28 protein-coding genes are annotated in these 16,930 nt (G+C 36.4%); 1 reads left to right on the forward strand and 27 read right to left on the reverse strand.

Features of this window, described 5'->3' with window-relative positions; all coding sequences use genetic code 11:
* Nucleotides 1-142: 142 nt before the first annotated feature.
* From JF53_RS14195 to JF53_RS14245, 11 genes are all read right to left on the reverse strand, one after another.
* Nucleotides 143-796: an HAD family hydrolase gene (locus JF53_RS14195; RefSeq protein ID WP_047980246.1), complete on the reverse strand. Its 654-nt coding sequence runs from the start codon at nucleotides 794-796 to the stop codon at nucleotides 143-145.
* A 22-nt stretch (nucleotides 797-818) separates the two neighbouring features.
* Nucleotides 819-1,265: a hypothetical protein gene (locus JF53_RS14200; RefSeq protein WP_157052533.1), complete on the reverse strand. Its 447-nt coding sequence runs from the start codon at nucleotides 1,263-1,265 to the stop codon at nucleotides 819-821.
* Nucleotides 1,266-1,458: 193 nt separating this feature from the next.
* Nucleotides 1,459-2,094 (reverse strand): FusB/FusC family EF-G-binding protein, encoded by a 636-nt coding sequence (locus JF53_RS14205; RefSeq protein ID WP_047980244.1) that lies wholly within the window; start codon nucleotides 2,092-2,094, stop codon nucleotides 1,459-1,461.
* Nucleotides 2,095-2,412: 318 nt separating this feature from the next.
* Entirely contained in the window at nucleotides 2,413-2,676 is a 264-nt protein-coding gene (locus tag JF53_RS14210; protein WP_047980243.1) for a CD3324 family protein, read from the reverse strand.
* A 223-nt stretch (nucleotides 2,677-2,899) separates the two neighbouring features.
* Nucleotides 2,900-3,793 (reverse strand): AbaSI family restriction endonuclease, encoded by an 894-nt coding sequence (locus tag JF53_RS14215; protein WP_053071853.1) that lies wholly within the window; start codon nucleotides 3,791-3,793, stop codon nucleotides 2,900-2,902.
* Nucleotides 3,794-3,889: 96 nt separating this feature from the next.
* On the reverse strand, nucleotides 3,890-4,231 hold the full coding sequence (locus tag JF53_RS14220; RefSeq protein WP_047980242.1) for a zinc ribbon domain-containing protein YjdM: 342 nt from the start codon (nucleotides 4,229-4,231) through the stop codon (nucleotides 3,890-3,892).
* A 251-nt stretch (nucleotides 4,232-4,482) separates the two neighbouring features.
* Nucleotides 4,483-5,259, reverse strand: coding sequence for a hypothetical protein (locus tag JF53_RS14225; protein WP_047980241.1), 777 nt, complete (start codon nucleotides 5,257-5,259; stop codon nucleotides 4,483-4,485).
* A 462-nt stretch (nucleotides 5,260-5,721) separates the two neighbouring features.
* Nucleotides 5,722-6,102, reverse strand: a complete 381-nt coding sequence (locus JF53_RS14230) for a DUF3221 domain-containing protein (RefSeq protein WP_047980240.1) — start codon at nucleotides 6,100-6,102, stop codon at nucleotides 5,722-5,724.
* A 22-nt stretch (nucleotides 6,103-6,124) separates the two neighbouring features.
* Nucleotides 6,125-6,568, reverse strand: a complete 444-nt coding sequence (locus tag JF53_RS14235; protein WP_047980239.1) for a GyrI-like domain-containing protein — start codon at nucleotides 6,566-6,568, stop codon at nucleotides 6,125-6,127.
* Nucleotides 6,569-6,853: 285 nt separating this feature from the next.
* Complete coding sequence (locus JF53_RS14240; RefSeq protein WP_047980238.1) at nucleotides 6,854-7,186, reverse strand: MazG nucleotide pyrophosphohydrolase domain-containing protein; 333 nt, start codon at nucleotides 7,184-7,186, stop codon at nucleotides 6,854-6,856.
* A gap of 58 nt (nucleotides 7,187-7,244) precedes the next feature.
* The gene (locus tag JF53_RS14245) at nucleotides 7,245-7,487 is read right to left on the reverse strand and encodes a hypothetical protein (RefSeq protein ID WP_047980237.1); all 243 of its coding nucleotides are present in this window, start codon (nucleotides 7,485-7,487) and stop codon (nucleotides 7,245-7,247) included.
* A gap of 815 nt (nucleotides 7,488-8,302) precedes the next feature.
* Between JF53_RS14245 and JF53_RS14250 the strand changes: the two genes are divergently transcribed.
* Nucleotides 8,303-9,151 (forward strand): MBL fold metallo-hydrolase, encoded by an 849-nt coding sequence (locus tag JF53_RS14250; RefSeq protein WP_047980236.1) that lies wholly within the window; start codon nucleotides 8,303-8,305, stop codon nucleotides 9,149-9,151.
* Nucleotides 9,152-9,262: 111 nt separating this feature from the next.
* Here the strand turns inward: JF53_RS14250 and JF53_RS17975 are convergent, their stop codons facing one another.
* The 16 genes from JF53_RS17975 to JF53_RS14320 form a co-directional block, all read right to left on the reverse strand.
* Complete coding sequence (locus JF53_RS17975; protein WP_269083308.1) at nucleotides 9,263-9,391, reverse strand: hypothetical protein; 129 nt, start codon at nucleotides 9,389-9,391, stop codon at nucleotides 9,263-9,265.
* Nucleotides 9,392-9,413: 22 nt separating this feature from the next.
* Entirely contained in the window at nucleotides 9,414-9,584 is a 171-nt protein-coding gene (locus JF53_RS17565; RefSeq protein ID WP_157052534.1) for a hypothetical protein, read from the reverse strand.
* A gap of 97 nt (nucleotides 9,585-9,681) precedes the next feature.
* Nucleotides 9,682-9,918, reverse strand: coding sequence for a hypothetical protein (locus tag JF53_RS14255; RefSeq protein ID WP_053071852.1), 237 nt, complete (start codon nucleotides 9,916-9,918; stop codon nucleotides 9,682-9,684).
* 355 nt (nucleotides 9,919-10,273) lie between these two features.
* Nucleotides 10,274-10,486, reverse strand: coding sequence for a hypothetical protein (locus tag JF53_RS14260; protein ID WP_047980235.1), 213 nt, complete (start codon nucleotides 10,484-10,486; stop codon nucleotides 10,274-10,276).
* A complete protein-coding gene (locus tag JF53_RS14265; protein WP_201777912.1) occupies nucleotides 10,487-10,687 on the reverse strand; it encodes a helix-turn-helix transcriptional regulator in 201 nt (66 codons plus the stop codon). It lies immediately after the preceding gene.
* 175 nt (nucleotides 10,688-10,862) lie between these two features.
* Nucleotides 10,863-11,195 carry a DUF1048 domain-containing protein gene (locus JF53_RS14270; RefSeq protein WP_047980233.1) on the reverse strand — a complete coding sequence of 111 codons (333 nt, stop codon included), beginning with the start codon at nucleotides 11,193-11,195 and terminating at the stop codon, nucleotides 10,863-10,865.
* Nucleotides 11,192-11,545 (reverse strand): DUF1048 domain-containing protein, encoded by a 354-nt coding sequence (locus JF53_RS14275; RefSeq protein WP_047980232.1) that lies wholly within the window; start codon nucleotides 11,543-11,545, stop codon nucleotides 11,192-11,194. The genes JF53_RS14270 and JF53_RS14275 overlap by 4 nt, the downstream gene beginning before the upstream one ends.
* Before the next feature lie 14 nt (nucleotides 11,546-11,559).
* Nucleotides 11,560-11,886, reverse strand: a complete 327-nt coding sequence (locus JF53_RS14280) for a PadR family transcriptional regulator (protein WP_047980231.1) — start codon at nucleotides 11,884-11,886, stop codon at nucleotides 11,560-11,562.
* Between the two features lie 98 nt (nucleotides 11,887-11,984).
* A complete protein-coding gene (locus JF53_RS14285; RefSeq protein ID WP_047980230.1) occupies nucleotides 11,985-12,734 on the reverse strand; it encodes an ABC transporter permease in 750 nt (249 codons plus the stop codon).
* Complete coding sequence (locus JF53_RS14290; protein WP_047980229.1) at nucleotides 12,724-13,497, reverse strand: ABC transporter ATP-binding protein; 774 nt, start codon at nucleotides 13,495-13,497, stop codon at nucleotides 12,724-12,726. The genes JF53_RS14285 and JF53_RS14290 overlap by 11 nt, the downstream gene beginning before the upstream one ends.
* Nucleotides 13,498-13,757: 260 nt before the next feature.
* Entirely contained in the window at nucleotides 13,758-14,096 is a 339-nt protein-coding gene (locus JF53_RS14295) for a DUF1048 domain-containing protein (protein ID WP_047980228.1), read from the reverse strand.
* 1 nt (nucleotide 14,097) lies between these two features.
* Entirely contained in the window at nucleotides 14,098-14,436 is a 339-nt protein-coding gene (locus JF53_RS14300; protein ID WP_047980227.1) for a PadR family transcriptional regulator, read from the reverse strand.
* Between the two features lie 215 nt (nucleotides 14,437-14,651).
* Nucleotides 14,652-15,083, reverse strand: coding sequence for a hypothetical protein (locus JF53_RS17770; protein ID WP_201777913.1), 432 nt, complete (start codon nucleotides 15,081-15,083; stop codon nucleotides 14,652-14,654).
* 67 nt (nucleotides 15,084-15,150) lie between these two features.
* A complete protein-coding gene (locus JF53_RS14310) occupies nucleotides 15,151-15,552 on the reverse strand; it encodes a VOC family protein (RefSeq protein WP_047980226.1) in 402 nt (133 codons plus the stop codon).
* Between the two features lie 63 nt (nucleotides 15,553-15,615).
* A complete protein-coding gene (locus tag JF53_RS14315) occupies nucleotides 15,616-16,488 on the reverse strand; it encodes an aminoglycoside phosphotransferase family protein (RefSeq protein WP_047980225.1) in 873 nt (290 codons plus the stop codon).
* 40 nt (nucleotides 16,489-16,528) lie between these two features.
* Complete coding sequence (locus tag JF53_RS14320; protein ID WP_047980224.1) at nucleotides 16,529-16,915, reverse strand: VOC family protein; 387 nt, start codon at nucleotides 16,913-16,915, stop codon at nucleotides 16,529-16,531.
* Nucleotides 16,916-16,930 lie beyond the last annotated feature (15 nt).

Below are 16,930 nucleotides of genomic sequence, written 5' to 3' on the forward strand. Positions count from 1 at the left end.
AAAAACTACTATTATCTGACTATTATAAACTAAATATCGCGAATTAAAAAGGACAAACTCCAACCAAATTACTCAGAAATTAAAAACAAAGCCTAAAATGATGCTCCCCGCAGCACTTTAAAACTTTGTCTCTATCGATTGATTATACTACCAGCATGTTCGCTAAGGCATTTACACTTGTTACAAGATGGGTAGGATTGGCATTCGCTAGTTCTTCATCTGAGCCATACCCATAGCTGACGCCAATCGAATCAATACCCGAATTCGTCGCACCGATAATATCATGCATACGGTCCCCAATCATCACGAAATCCTTTACTGCATACTTTGGATAATGCGATAATATGTACTGAATAATTTCTTTCTTAGAGGTTCTCGTTCCATCCAGGTTACTACCAACAACAAGGTCAAAATACTGACCAATCGAAAAATACGTCAAGATTTGTTCTGCAAATACGGTCGGTTTGGAGGTTGCAACGACTAATGTATAGTCCTGTTCCTTCAGTGCGACTAAAAGCTCAGGAATACCCAAATATAATTCATTTTCAAACATGCCTTTCTCCTTGAACCGTTCACGGTAAAATTCAATCGCTCGTTTCGTGCTTATCTCATCCAACCGATAGTACTCCGCAAACGAATCCTGAAGTGGTGGTCCGATGAAGGGTTCGAGTGTAGATAAATCATGCTCCATAATACCCATTTTCCCTAACGCATATTGCACAGATCTCGTAATTCCGACTCTAGGATCAGAAAGTGTCCCGTCCAGATCAAATAACACTACCTTATATGCAGCCAAGTAGACCCCTCTTTTCTTTATCCTAATACTGTTGCACCGATTTTTTGAAAGACGTCATGTTCAGTAGCAACAAAACCAAATATATCCCCGCAATAATGAAGGAATATAATCCATAATTTATCTCTAGCAACGCATTTCCTCCAAATAACGGCGTGATGAAGAGTATGTAGAACGGGTATTGCAAGCCAGAAACGATCCCATAAATGGCATTATCAAATAGGCCCATTTCTAGAGCGTGAATGATAGAAACGACAATCCCACCAATAGTTCCAACTAACAAAAAAGTCTTAGCCCAATTCTTGCCTTTTAGAGATAGGACTACTAAAGCCCCCAAGAAGATTATGGTTACGATTATATTAATAGCGCCAATCTCTGAATCTGGAAATTTGATCGACGGAATGAAATTACATACTAGCGCCAGAATATAGGCAATACCTACTATCAATCCTAGTTTTTTCAACGTGTTCACCTTTTCCTCGTTCATTTATCAAGCGAATCTTTTTTCCATTTTCAGTATACCAGTAATTTCGTTCTAAATGTTCTAAAAAAACAAAAAACCTCTCGTGTGGAGGTTTTGGATATAGTATAGTATTCATAATTCAACTGCAATTTCTCCTTATTTTTCTTTCGTTTAAGAATCCTTACAAAAACCCTTTGCTGCGTTATGCCTTCAAACGACTTACAAAATCATGTAAGTGTTCTATAGCGGTAATGTTTTGATTACATACGTCACTATCTCGGCATATATAATTACCTTTCTTTGTATACGTTCCTAGCACCTGCCCCTTTTTCTCGGTTAGGAACAGCCCCACTTCTTCATGGCCATTACAAATCGCACAAATCCCCTTCTGCTTAATCGGATCAAATGTGCCATGCACCCCAACCAGTTTGCCGTTCGAGCGCGTGATGATAAATTTTTTATTCATACTATAATCTATCCAGCTTAGATAACAGATTTCCTGTAAATCTAGCTTTTCTAATTCTGGCACCTTTAGCTTTTTCACTTTTGGAAATAGCTTCTTAATCCCCTGTTCCGTCACATGAAAGGGAATCACATACGGCTTAATATCAGCGAAAAATTTTTCCGCTTTTTCTTTATCATCAATCAGCGGAATTGGGGTAAGGAGCTGTTTTTGCTCCGCTATCATTTCTGGAAATAAAGCATCCACACGTTCAACAGCGAGTGATATAAACGTATGGACAACACCTTTATCATTCGAGGTTACATGCGCGTTCACGATGTCCAGAACTTGTCGTTTTATAAAATTAAATTGATCCACGTGGATAAATGCTTCCATTCTAGTCACTCCAGACGATTTTTACTTGTATTACTAGTATATTTAAATAGTTATCTTGTTAATAGGTTGAAAACAATTAGAAACCATTTTTTACCCAAAAGGGTTCTTGTCTACTCGCCCAAATTTGACTATGGTTAGTAGTAAGAGGTGCATTAGATACGAGTTGATCCCGTGTTAACGAAGAAAGAGTTGAACGAAATCCGAACGCTTCAATCGATTTGCAAGAGCGAAAGTGCTATTAACCTGAAGCTAAAATTAATAGGGAGTACCCTCCATTCTTACGTATGCAAGACTTGGAGAGGTACTCCCTTTGAAAATTCATTTACTATATAGTATTTTTTTAATCGTATCTGGCGAAAGAAAATATTCCGCTACCAAATCATCTATTGAATGCCCATCTTGATAGGCTTTCTTTATGGAGGCGTTTCGTTCTGCAATTGATTTTCTTGCACCGGAACTCGCACCCCATTTTAGGTAGTTTGCTTTCTTTTTTGGAATATAGATTGTTTCCCCTTCAACAAACTTTTGAATTTCTTTTAGTAATGATTCTGGTAAAATAGCTTCCGCTTTCACATAGCTCATTATAGACAGCTCCTTATTTTAAATGTAGATCAATAAGGTGCAAAGCCTATAATTACGGCAGGCGAATTATTTTTCTAACCTCACGCAAAGATTCGCCCATCATAATTAGGCTTTGCATGAGTAGCTGCAATAAGTGACATATTTCTTGTCATACTAATCACCTTCTTTTTAAAATTGAGTTAACGTATACCCAGTTCTACTGTAATTGAAATGAATTTCATTTTCAAATATTGCTCTTGACAATTTTTAATCTATCATTAATCTGTTCATATCGAATATACCCTTCATTTTCTACTGACAATCCGGTACATTTAAACACGCCAACAAATCTATATCTATTAAACCCGAGATTATCTTTGTACTTTGCAAAAACAGCTCTTTCTCGCTTGTGTTTAATTTCTAGTTTATATTGCTCGTTTCTCCCATCAACAATCACTTGGTCTTGATGTGATTCGTCGATGTAAGACCAGTCTTCTGCTAATAAATTCACCCAACCACCGGCAGCTGACTTCACATTACCATCTATTATTATGGATAATTTTGGGCACCATAACCACATATTATCTTTAACTCTAAACCAACTTTTTTGATATCGTTTTGAATTCTTTCCGAATATAGTGTTTGCAATATCTTTTATATCCTTAAAGGAATAACCTTGATGAATTGTTATATGTTCTTGTTGTTTCAAGCTATTTAATTCCTCTTCGTACGTATGCCACATTATCTCTTTCCTTGACGCCTTATCTTGAATAATAGATACTATTTCATCTATTCTTTCGTTTATATCTTCAATTGTTTTTGTTGCATCAACCCTTAGGCATATAAAATCTTTAATAGCTTCCTCACTAACAGCAGAAATAATGTCATCCATTCGAAATTTATCTAACTCCTGATTGTCCTTATGGTATGCTTCATCAATTTCTATGCCGATATGTAATTGTGGAAAATACAAATCCATCAATGCATGAGAACCATTTTTACGCTTAACATACTGCTGACTAACTGGCTTAACATTCATATTGTCAAGCTTATGCCAAATACCGGTCAATATATAATTCTCGTAATCCTTTCTTTTAGTACGAGAAAATGTCTTAACTAAATAATCTCGCTTATCCATCAATGCTCACCTCAATAATGTTTTCTGGAACAATGAGATTCCTTTAGACTCCTCCAACAATCAAGTTGAAACATTAATTCTGAATGGCTCGTCTTACTAAACCTTCTTCACAAACTCCGACTTCAATTTCATCGGTCCAAATCCATCAATTTTACAATCAATATCATGGTCACCATCAACTAATCGAATGTTTTTTACTTTAGTTCCTTGTTTAAGAACGGACGAGCTCCCTTTCACTTTAAGGTCTTTAATGACAGTAATCGTATCGCCATCATTTAACTCATTCCCATTCGCATCTCTAATAACGCCTGTTTCTTCCGCGTTCTCCGCGTCTTGTTCCATTGGCCACTCATGTCCACATTCCGGACATACAAAAAGCACGCCATCCTCATAAGTGTAATCTGAATTACATGCTGGGCAGTTTGGTAGCTTACTCATTGGTTATTTCCCCCGTTAGTGTATTTATTGATTCTACATTCCTTTCAGTTCGTATATCTACTATAACAAATAAATGGAATCGGTTCCTCTGAAGTTATGGATCGTTCCTTTTAATAATAATCTATAAATTAATTAAACCTACCAAAAAGATAACCAGTATAATAACTCACTTTACCTTTTTAATTCTAACTAATACTTTTACCACCATAAATGCATCTTCATACCTTGGTAAAACGTGTAGGTGCTTTGTCTCAATACTGCGTCATATTATAAAACGGAATATCCCCTTGTTTACTATAGAGAGTTGAACTTTGTCTATCAACTTTATAAGATAACGTCCAAGTACCTTTTTCATTTCCTTTTTTCCAAATCTCCGTGAAAGTAACGATGTAAATTTCTTTCCCCACTTCTTCTGCACTTGTTTCTCTTATAACTTGATACTCTCCGATGGTACCCTCCCATTTCCCAATATCTTCAGGAAATTTATCTATTATTGTTCCTTTACTAGAAGTTGCATTATCAACAGCATCTTCTTTTGTAAATGGTGGCCTAGGTGGGGAGATTAATTCCAAACAGCCCCAACATAATATAAGTGAAGCTAATGGTATAACAAAAAACGGTTTTATACTTTTTCCCATTAAAGCTCTTTTATAAAGCCACTTATCTAAAATTCCATATATTATAGCAGCAACCATTCCAAATAAGGCAGCCATTACATCTTGAAATAATACTCCATTAGCCAGACCAAACAAACCAAGAATTAACACATATAGCCAACCATATTGTTGAAACCATTTTCTTTGCAAATATTCTATTGTTATAGAAACTGTATTTCCATAGATTAAGATAATCAGGCCGATAAACATGGCATATACAACAAACCAACCGATGAAATCGTTCCCTTGATTGTACGAAACTCCAAGGTCATTACTGAAATAGACAATAACAAAAAACACCGAAAGAATTGTGGTGGTTACAAAGGTTACGGTCAATTTTCTTAAAAGAAGGCTTTTAAAGCTGTTCTCCATATGTTTACTCCTATCGAAAAGGGAATTAGGTTCAATTTATGTTCCCTTTTTATACAGAATGAATAAATCCATGTTTTTATAGATTCTATAAACTATCCAGCCCCGTTAACATAATATCGTATAGACAAATAGCAACATATTTCTATAAAGTAACTAACTGAATGGCGGAAGTTTAGCGGGTTGTGCAAATTATATAAATAAAGTTAATAACAACTAATAATAATGAACCACTTAATGTACCTAATATGTAAATTAGATTAGGACTCACGATCAAATTTCCAATACTTCCTCCAATAAATATTACTAAAGCTATGTAACTTAGCCACCATCGAGAAAATCTTTTATTCACTTTTAACCCTCCCTAGTGGTGTTGGATTGGGTTAATTTCTAAAAGCTCATTTAGGAATTTTTGTGATGTGTTTTTTAAACTCACCAATATTGTTGAACAATACCCTTGGGTTACTATTTCGAAATTATCTCTATCTTTTCAGTAAAACGTACAGGGGGATCTGATTCTCCCTCTCCATCATAATAACCAACTATTCGCTTACCTATCTCTAGGCCCAACTCTTCATACTTTTCTTGACTGACATTGTAATAAGCACCATCATTTTCTTGTGCTAGTATAATCAATTCATCTCTTGTTTTATCTGAAATGTTAATGTTCTTTACACTTGGTAAAGTCAATATTAAGTAACTTTGATCGGAAGTATCCTTCTCTACATAAACAATGATGCCCTCGTCTCTTTTCTCATAAGAAGTGTTTTTGTTGTTTTCATTATTTTGTTGACTACAGGCTCCCAAAATAACAACGAGTAAAGTAAAAGATAATACTCTTATCAAACATCACACCTCCAAATTAATTTTATGACTTAATCGGCAAATAAATTTCTACTTCTTCTCCTCCCTCAATAGGGTGGTATGTCTCGATAATATAGGAATCGAAATCTTGTTGATAACCCTGTTCTTCTCCCCATTTCAATAAATTCAAATGCAGTTCTCTCAAATTAGAAATATTTCCCCTAGTAGTTATGTAACTTCTGTTTGTTTCAATATAATGCATTCCGGATGGTATTTTATCTAATTGCTCCATCACAATTAACCCTACATAATAATGACCCACCCTATGCTCGTCATCCCTTTTTGGCTCATATAATGCAATCTCGGTTTCTGTTGAGTTTAGGATTTCGTTCGAACGACTTAATAGTTCCCTTGCCAGAAGGGGTACTTCATTACCAAAGTTTACAAATTCCCCACTTCCTTTTAATCCAACAAGCTTAAGTTCTTTGTTGACCATCATAAACGACATATTACCTTCCCCTTTTTATTTCTTTTTCTCCATTGATTTCACCTTTGTATAAAACACATAAACGATGTTTGCAATAACTAATCTAATATTATTGCTGCGGTTAAAAAGCCAAGTATGGAGTATATGTTAGGACCAAGCATTAAGTTCAAAATAGTTGCCAAAACAAACGAGCCCAAGCCCATTTTACTAAGATACCATCGCTCTCTATTTTTAAACATTTGCTTCTCCCCTTCCCCCCTCGCAGTCGTACCGTTCCTTAGTCACCTATTCCGATATCTACTATTTTTAACGTTCATTATTTTGTACTACCAAAAATTCCTCCAAATTCGGAGATTGATTATATTTAACTGCAGCTTCCTTATCCTTATTAATAATAGCCTTTGTTAAATCAATCTGATTGATGCTCGCGATGGCCACCGCGTAATGGATAACATCCACTAACTCTTTTTCTAAAGAAGCATCCTCTGTATTTGACTTTCGCCCTTCTAACTGGTTTAGTACTTCTGCTACCTCACCAATTTCTTCTACTAGTTTCATAAACAAAGATGATGACGTGCTTCTTCCTTTGTATTTTAGAGCTAGGTAGTTCTGTAGCTCATGAAATGTTAATTGCTTCATATGTATCCTCGCTTTAATTATTATTTTTTTCTCTAGTGCAGTGCCAATTAAAACATTATCAATCTACTTTAAATAGCTTCGAGAATGATATCCATATTAACCCTATTCCAATTAGCAATAAGGCAAAAACTAATATGTTGTCAAAAACATTTGGCATTGATGGCTCTGAAGGAATTGAAGATAATGCCGGGTCAAAGGATAAAATTGCATAATAAAAAATAGATAAAAACCTTTCAAACGTAAATAAAACACCGCTTATTGCTATTAAACATACCCCTGAAACTAAACTGACTTTCTTCATTACTTATTCACTTCCTTTTTAAAGTTTCTCATTGCTTACGTAACCAACTATCTTATGTGTTCAATTTTCTATTTTTGACAAATAGAAGAATGATAAAGTTTACCCAAGTTATTATTGGAATAGCAAATATCAAGAAATATAATCCTGAATGTCCAAATCCAAAAGCCCTTGCTTCATCATCTATATTATAAATAATCCAAGTCGCCACAACTAAAATCAATGTGTTTAAAATAAAAGCAGATAGCATCTTAATAGTTTATTATTTTTCTTTTTAAACATCAGAATAGATATGATCGTTGAAATCGATAGAGAAAGAGAAATTATAACGTAAATCAAATCCACACCACCTAATCCTCTATTCTTATTGAACAATCCTTGCCATCTGTTTAATAACCTACTCCAAATCACGAGTCTGATATTTCCACGCAATATACAACAAAACCAGTGTAATAATGGTTAGTTATACTAATTTGTATTACTCCAAATCAATTTTTCTGCTGCAATGATTAAGAATTACAGCTCCTATGATTTAAAATAATCATTAAAACATTACAAACTAGCCAATTATAACCCCTACCCAAATAATAACACAATATTTAAAAAATATATTTGAGCAAATAAAAATGAACAATATTCCGAATTTACTTAATATACATCCCAGATTATGTTATACTTTTCCTTACTGAAACAAGGAGGTACAAGTCCAATGGTAAAAAAATAACACGAGAAAATCTTAAATTATTTTAATAACTTTAGAATAAACATGTAGATTTTCTCTTTCATAGAACGAATGTATAGAAAAGAGGAAAAATAACATGTTAAAAAAATTAAGCGATACTATTTATTATTTATCTAATCAAGATGATAAAGAACGACCAACATTAGGACTTGTATGTGGTGATCGATATAGTCTAATAATAGATTCTGGTAATTCTCCTCAGCACGCTCAGGACTTTTTACTGGAAATCAAAAACCTAAATGTGCCACCAGTTAAATATGTTGTTATTACTCATGCGCATTGGGATCATTTTCTAGGAATGAATGAGTTTGATGCAATTGTTATAGTTAATAGTCAAACAAATGAAACGATAAAAGAATGGCAGGGTTTATCCTATGACGATTGTTCACTACAAAAATATGTGACTACTAATCAGATGAGTGCTATGTGTATGAAGATTATACAAACTGACATGCCAAACAGGGATAGTTTTAAGTTGAGATCTCCGGATATAACCTTTGAAAATACACTAACTATTGATTTAGGAAATAAAGTTTGCATACTTGAAAGAGTCAAAAGTACTCATACAGACGACTCTACAATTATTTATATTCCTGATGAAAAAGTTATTTTTTTAGGTGATTGCGCATATGGCACAACGACAGATTCTTTATTTCATTACAAGCAATCATTGTTATTGCCTATGATAAAAGATATTCAACAATATGATGCGGAAATGTTCCTACTTGGTCATGAATCTATCTGTGATTCATATGAAATGAATATATATTGGAAAGAGTTAACAACAGCAAGTCAAGTTGTGAAGTCCAGCTCACTAGAAAATGCGATAGAATCCTTCAAGGCAGAAAATAAAAGGGGCCCTAATGATAATGAATTATTTTTCATAAGAGCTTTTGTTAATGACCATATTGTTCAGTCACAGTAGTTGTATAGAATACAACAATCAGACATAAACAGTAGCCACCTCATTAATTGAAATGAGGTGGCTTTTTATTAGTAGATAATGTATGAGCCTTCTTAGTAAAAATGCTTTGTTTTATTCTTCAAAAGGGATAAACACGCCCTCTCTTGTTCCACTAAACCGCTTTAATGTGTAGCCTAAAGGTGTACTTAAAATAATAAGAAGAATACCTAAAACAAAGAAAATCATTGCCTGCTTGTTCATAAATCAATCCCCAAATATATTTTCAGTTCTTTATACCTTGATCAATCATTTCTAAAATCTCATCTGTGGAGTATACATTATTGTATACAATATCTTTTTTTGCTTGTTGTAACCTTTGTTCTAACTCAGGTCCTGCTTCAACATCTTCTTTAACATTAGTAATCGAATACGCCAAACCCTCTAATTTTTTCATTCAATCACCCCTCCATTTTAGTTTTTACTTTCATTTTTTATGTAACATCAGCATATCCATCAAAACATTCTAGTGTTTCTGTGATGTGTTTTTAACTTTAGAAATTATCCCACCATTTAACAACCATATAAATATTACTCACTTCGCTCAGCGTAATTGGGTTTCCATCCTTATCTATATATCCTTTCCCTTCAATTGCTCCAGTTGATTCCTTTGCAATATCAGTTCCTGCACCAGATTCAGAACCGTAGTGTACTACTATATCTTCACCGCTAATAATTGCGTGGGTTTCGAAATGAAAAGAGTCTGTAACGTATTCATTTCCATTTTTCATAGTTAAAGTACCATGTCCTGCTTTAAAGTTTTCTGGTGTTATCTCAACTTTATATCCAGTTCCACAAACCTTTCATTTTTTACTTAATAAACCTCTGATTAATTTACTATGACTAAGATAGCTTAATTCTTTCATAGCAGATTTTACAGTGAACTTTATTTGAATGCTTGCTCAACACTTTATTCAAAACTCCAACTGGCATCTTACGCTCACTTGGTAAAATGAGACTTATAAATATCTCATCACCAGAGCTAAGCGTACAACCACAGTTTGTACATTTTAATTTTCTTTCATTTAAAAACACTACTAATTCCCCCTTTAACAAGAATGAATTATTAAACTATAACAAAGTCTCTTATTTATTCATTTTTCGACTATAAACAACTCTCGACCAAAAATAAACAGCTGATCCCAACAATAAGATTGTCATTTGCCACCCATAATCACCTGTAACTATAAAGTCATATAACGACCAAGCTAATAATGCAATCGTGTAGAAAACAAATCCATATTTTGAAGATTGGTCACTATGGTATCTTTCCATTTCATCAGCTTTTCTAAAATTCATTTAATTCCCCTCCTCAAACATAAATAAATCGTCTAATTTCAGATTTAGATTTTTAGCTAACTTAAAAGCCAATGCTAGCGTAGGATCATATTTATCATTTTCTATTGCATTAATAGTCTGGCGTGTTACACCACATTTTTTTGCAAGATCTTCTTGAGATAATTTACGAGATTTTCTAATTTCCTTAATATGATTCTTCAATTTAATCACCTTATAACTTTCGAATGTAAAAACCTTTTTACACTTTTCATTATAAAGAAACCAACAAAAATGTCAAATGTGTTTTACATTTTTGTTGGTTTCTTGTTAAATTATTCGCCTTACATACCCTGGTGACTTCTGTCTCTTTTTAAAAAATTTTTATATCCTTCATTTTCTATTTTTCCATCGCCTCATCAACTTTTTGTTTAACCGACTCTTGATAAAGATCAGCGTAGGTTTTCGAATCTTTAATCAGCTCGTCGCAAAAAGCAGCAACGTCTTTTCCTGTGACGTCAAGTACGCCTTTCCCAGCGGCTACACCTTCTTCAAAGAAGTCAAGAATATCCGAGAGTGGTCCGATACCTTCACTTAGCGTGACAGGACCAACTTTGTAGAGATACTTTTGGATTTCTTTATAAACAATTTGGTAGTCTTCCGGAAGCGCCTTAACACGCGAAACATGGGCTCTCCATTCTTTTTTACCTTCGATTATTTTTTTGATACTCATGATAATCCCCCTAACTTTCTTGCTATATTTTTGTTGAGTTGGTCACGCCATTTATCACGATAGTTTTTGGCACCCTCATCACCAACAAGTGCTGCGCAGAAACCTTTGATATCATCGCCTAGTACTTCTTCAACGCTCTGGCCATCTGCAGATGCAACTTCAAGCAATTCAAGCGCACCGTCAAGAATCGGCATCAGATTACGCCCAGTGAAATCTGCGTGCATCCAGAGATTACTTGAAATTTCCTTCCAGGCTGTTTGAAATTCAGCTGGCAAGACGTTTACTCGTGCTTCAAAGCCTTTCATTTCTTCCGTCATATCGCTACCGGTTATTTTTTCAAAAAAGTTCATGTTACCATCTCCTTTTAATTTCTTTCGTTCTCGAGTTCATTCATTTTACTTTCGATAAATTCCCATCTGTCCCATACCATTTCAAGCTGCTTTTGACCTGCTGCATTCAGTGTGTAAAATTTCCTTGGTGGACCCACAGTGGATCGTTTTTTCTCGATATCCACTAGATTGTTCTTCTCAAGCCTCATGGTAATGGTATAAACGGTGCCTTCAACCACATCCGTAAAGCCAAGCTCCCGCAGATGTTGTGTGATTTCATAGCCATAAGTTTGACCGCGGCTAATGATTTCTAATACACAACCCTCGAGTACCCCTTTCAGCATTTCCGTGATATTTTCCATATAATCACCCATTTTATTTCATTATATTTTTTTAAACAAATGTTCATTCATAAGTCTTTGCGTTTCATTTCATGCAATTTCCATATCCTCTAGTGTCCTTATCCTACCTGACTTTTAAACCGTTTACTAGCAAAGAAATATGCGATGACCATAATACCTACGCACCAAGCAAGTGCAGTCCAGATATCGTTACCAACAGCTCCTCCATATAAAAGGGCACGAATGGCATTCACGATGGAAGTCACGGGTTGGTTCTCAGCGAACACACGGACAATTGTCGGCATGCTATCGGTTGGAACAAACGCCGAACTGATAAACGGTAGGAAAATCAGCGGGTACGAATAAGCCGTTGCCCCTTCCATCGATTTCGCTGTCAATCCAGGGATGACTGCCAGCCATGTTAGTGCTAGCGTAAACAGTACAATTATTCCCGCTACCACTAACCAATCTAAGATAGTAGCACTGGATCGGAAGCCCATTAAGAGCGCTACTAGGATAACAATCACGACAGTCAGCAAGTTGGAAACGAGTGAGGTCAACACATGCGCCCACAATACAGATGAGCGCTTGATTGGCATGGTAATAAAGCGTGCCATCAGTCCGCTCTTTACATCATTAAACAGTCGTAATGACGTATAAGCAACACCGGATGCGATCGTGATTAGCAATATTCCCGGCAACAAATAATTGACGTAATTGTCCATGCCTGAATCGATCGCTCCACCAAATACATAGACAAACAATAGCATCATCATAATCGGTGTAATTGCCACCGTGATAATTGTGTCAGGACTGCGCATGATGTTGCGCATTAAACGACCTAGTAATACTCCTGTTCTACTTTTCATTTACAATCTCCTCCTTTTTGCCGATGATTGCGAGGAAAATTTCCTCTAATGTCGGCTGCTTCTCGATATATTCCACTTTCGCCGGCGGGAACATTTCCTTAAGTTCCGTTAGGGTACCCGTCGTGATGATTTTTCCGCCATGTAAGATGGCAATTCGGTCTGCCAGTTGCTCTGCTTCCTCTAGGTACTGGGTTGTTAGTAAGATCGTCGTCCCACCACTAGCAAGCTCTTTAATCGTATTCCAAACTTCAATGCGCGCCTCAGGATCAAGCCCTGTTGTTGGTTCGTCGAGAAAAATAACTGGAGGCGTCCCGATCAGACTCATGGCGATATCGAGACGGCGCTTCATCCCACCGGAATAGTCGTCAGCCCGGCGGTCAGCAGCTTCAGTCAAGCTGAATCTTGCTAACAGATTGTCAGCAACTTGAGCGGGATTGGAAACGCCCCGCAGTTTAGCTATCAGAATCAGATTTTCCCGTCCTGTAAGCATTCCGTCTAGTGCTGCGAACTGCCCTGTCAAACTGATACGTTGTCGAACTTGATCCGGATCTCGCTGGACGTCATAGCCGCAAATACTCGCTTCGCCTCCATCTTGCTTCAACAGGGTTGAAATGATGTTGACCGTTGTTGTCTTACCTGCTCCATTTGAGCCTAGCAAAGCAAAAATCTCACCTTGCTGCACATCAAAATCTACTCCCTTTAACACTTCCTTGTCTTTAAAGGATTCTCTTAATCCTTTTACAGAAATTACTGCTTTACGCATACTTTTTTCCTCCTTATAATGTGCACTGCAAGGTCGCTCACGAGATGTTCTCCTTCTAACAAAGTGGAATCATTATCCGGTTGAGTGCCTTGTGGTGCTTGAATCCTCTATTCCCCTACTTAGCAATACAGATAATCTGTATCACTTAGTACTGGGGTAAAAATAGAACTGAATAGTGAAGGTAGCCATTCACATTTGCACCCTGCTGTAACCTGCTATTCAGTCGTAATAACCTATTGTATTTCGTTATTTAATTACCTTTACTCACGGCCAATCGTATCGTTTAACTTCGCGCGGTATTTGTCCTGCCACGTTTTCGTATCCTTCACTAGCTCGTCGCAGAAAGCAGCAACATCTTCGCCTGTGAGATCAGTGACCTTCTTACCATCCGCTGCGCCTTCTTCAAAGAGCTCAATGATACCAGTGAATACACGGCTCATGTCCTTCCATTCCGTTACACCACCAGAGGTCCACATATATTTCTGAATCGCTTTATACGCATTATGGTACTCTTCCGGAAGTGCCTTCGCGCGAGCCTCCATCGCCTTCCATTCCCGCTTCTCATCCAAACTACCAATAATTTTTTCTAAAAAACTCATGTTACCATCTCCTTTTAATTTCTTTCGTTTTAAGTTCGTTCATTTTGCTAGCGATAAATTCCCATTTACTCCAAAACATTTCTAATTGCTTTTGACCTTCTTCATTTAGTGTGTAAAATTTTCTCGGTGGTCCGACTGTCGATCGTTTCTTCTCGATTTCCACTAACTTATTCTTCTCCAGCCTCATGGTAATCGTATAAACCGTGCCTTCCACTACGTCTGTGAAGCCGAGTTCCCGAAGATGTTGTGTAATTTCATAGCCATATGTTTCGCCGCGGCTAATGATTTCAAGCACACAACCCTCGAGCACACCTTTCAGCATCTCTGTGATATTTTCCATCTTCATCACCCATCTGTATTTTCATTTTTTCAGTATTCTGTATCACAAGTATTCGGTATTACTTATTACTACTACATAGTATTACCGAATAGCAGAAATGTCAACCATATTTTTAAAAAATTTTTTAAATTTATTTATACGGTATTTAAAAGGGCAAATTAGAAGCTGATAGCCATGAGAAAATCATAATCCTATTCCTTATTTTTTCACCTATTTCAAAAGCTAAAAATTGGTGATTCCAATTTTTTCGCTACCTTGGGTGAATCGGCCATCTGTTTTACTATTTGAAACTTAGTATCTTCCAATGTCATGTCGCATTTTACTTGCATCTTTACTAAATGACCAAAAAAGCCTGTAGAGAAATAATTCCCGACAGGCAAGGTTCCCATTATGGACAGGTTTTGACGTTTTATTAGTTTTATTCCAGAAAGGAACGTAATTATTGCGAGTAGAGCCAATCGCAACCATGCCATATAAAGCCAGAAGTCACCACCATATACATCGCTTGGCGAGGATCCGGACTCATCAACATATATCGCTATATTCCAAAATAGCTTCAATGAGAAGAGTAATGAAATCAAACTCAACACAAAAATGATGATGTTAAGACCACTTCTTTCAAAGTTTCCACCTTTCTCTGTTTTCATGAAATATACCACAATAAAAATACATAAAAGTCCTAATACGAACGCAGCATTAAAGAACATCACTTTATTAGACATAAGACCTATTCATTAATACTATTCGCCAACCGTCGGGGTCTTCCACTGTTATCCCTAGCTCTTTCCAATATCCATTCTCTGGTTCAACCTCTGGATACCCCAAATTCTTTAACCGTTCCGATACTGTTTCTATTTCGTTTTTATCAGTTATATAAAAAACTAAAAGATTATCCTTTGAGGGGGCAGGACAAGGACTACCATCCATATGACGGGTAAATTCTAGGTGATAATTAACATCTGGCAGGCCAAATATAACTCCTTCATATCCCCCTCCATTAAATTGTTCTATTTGTTGAAGTCCTAAGCCATTTTGATAAAAATCAATAACTTCTTCAAATTTATCAGTAGGTCTAGCTATTCTTACTTGAACTGCTGTAAAATCCTTAAATTCCAAATTTAAAACCACCCTTTCAGCATCTAGAACTCAGACAATTTTAGTTCTGCTTCAAAACAGTAATTATTCATTCACAAGTACATCAATAACGTTCTTAGCCTGCTTAATAGCTTCTGACCCCTCAGGTTCCCACACACAGGTTGTAAGCGCCTTCCAAAGAGCCCAGCCTCTAGCTCGGTCTATCGTATCTTCATCAAGTCCGATGGAATTCAAAAAAACATCTCTGCTTTTATCATCAAAGAATGTCCAAGCCATGGCAAGGTCAGCAGCAGGATCCCCTACAGCCATAACACCAAAGTCAATAACTGCTGATAATCTACCATTCGTTACAAGAAGATTACCAGGAGCAACATCACCATGTATCCACACAGGCTCTTTCATCCACTCAGTAGACTTTGCCCTATTCCATATTTCAAGACACTTTTCTCGATCCACGGAATTACCTAGGGTTTCAAGAGATGACAACGTCCATTCATTAAATTTAAATTCAGTTAATGGACACCCTCTATAATAATTATGTAAACCTCCATATGGACCACCACTTGCGTCGATAGACTGTAACTCTACTAAAAATCCCCCTAAATCCTTTGCAAATTGATTCTTATCAACTATATTTTCATGGGTTACTGTCTCACCCTCTAACCATTTGTAAACGGACCAAGGGAATGGATAATCCTTATTTGGTTCTCCTTTGGCAAGCGGCTTAGAAATTGGTAGGGAAAGCTGCTTAGCTAACACCGGCAACCATGTATGTTCTTTTTCCACCTGAGACACATACCCTTCACCACTTGGTAATCTGACACTCATATTTTCACCTAAATGAAATGTTCTGTTATCGTGTCCTCCGTTTTTAACGGCCTTTATTTCTAAATTGGACCACTCTGGGAACTGTTCTTTAATTAAATTCTGAACTAAATCAACATTAATCGTCAACATGTCTTTGATTACCCCTTTAAACGTATGTTATTTATTTTTTTTAGAGATTTTGTACAATTTGAATTGGATTACCGTCCGGATCTGCAACCCAAGCAATGAGTAGTCGATCAAGCCATTTGTGCGGAATGGCCAAGGCTTCAGCACCTTTTGAGATGATCGGTTCAAATGCCGCAGCGGTGTCCTCGGTCCATAAAATCACCGCAACGCGCTGCCCGTGAGACAAGGGATCTAGGTCATGATCATCGCGTGTTGAATCTACAGATGCGATACCTATTTTGTAATCATCAAGAACTAAATCAACATGTATCGGTTCGCCTTCTTTTGGCACTCGGAAGGTCTCGGTAAACCCCAGACTTTCATAGAATCTAGCTAATCTAACTACATCTGGACTAAAAAGAATAACTTGTGGATTACGGAAAATTGTCATTTTTTATCCCCCCTA

It is taken from the genome of Ornithinibacillus contaminans (assembly GCF_001038425.2).
Taxonomy (GTDB): domain Bacteria; phylum Bacillota; class Bacilli; order Bacillales; family Amphibacillaceae; genus Ornithinibacillus; species Ornithinibacillus contaminans.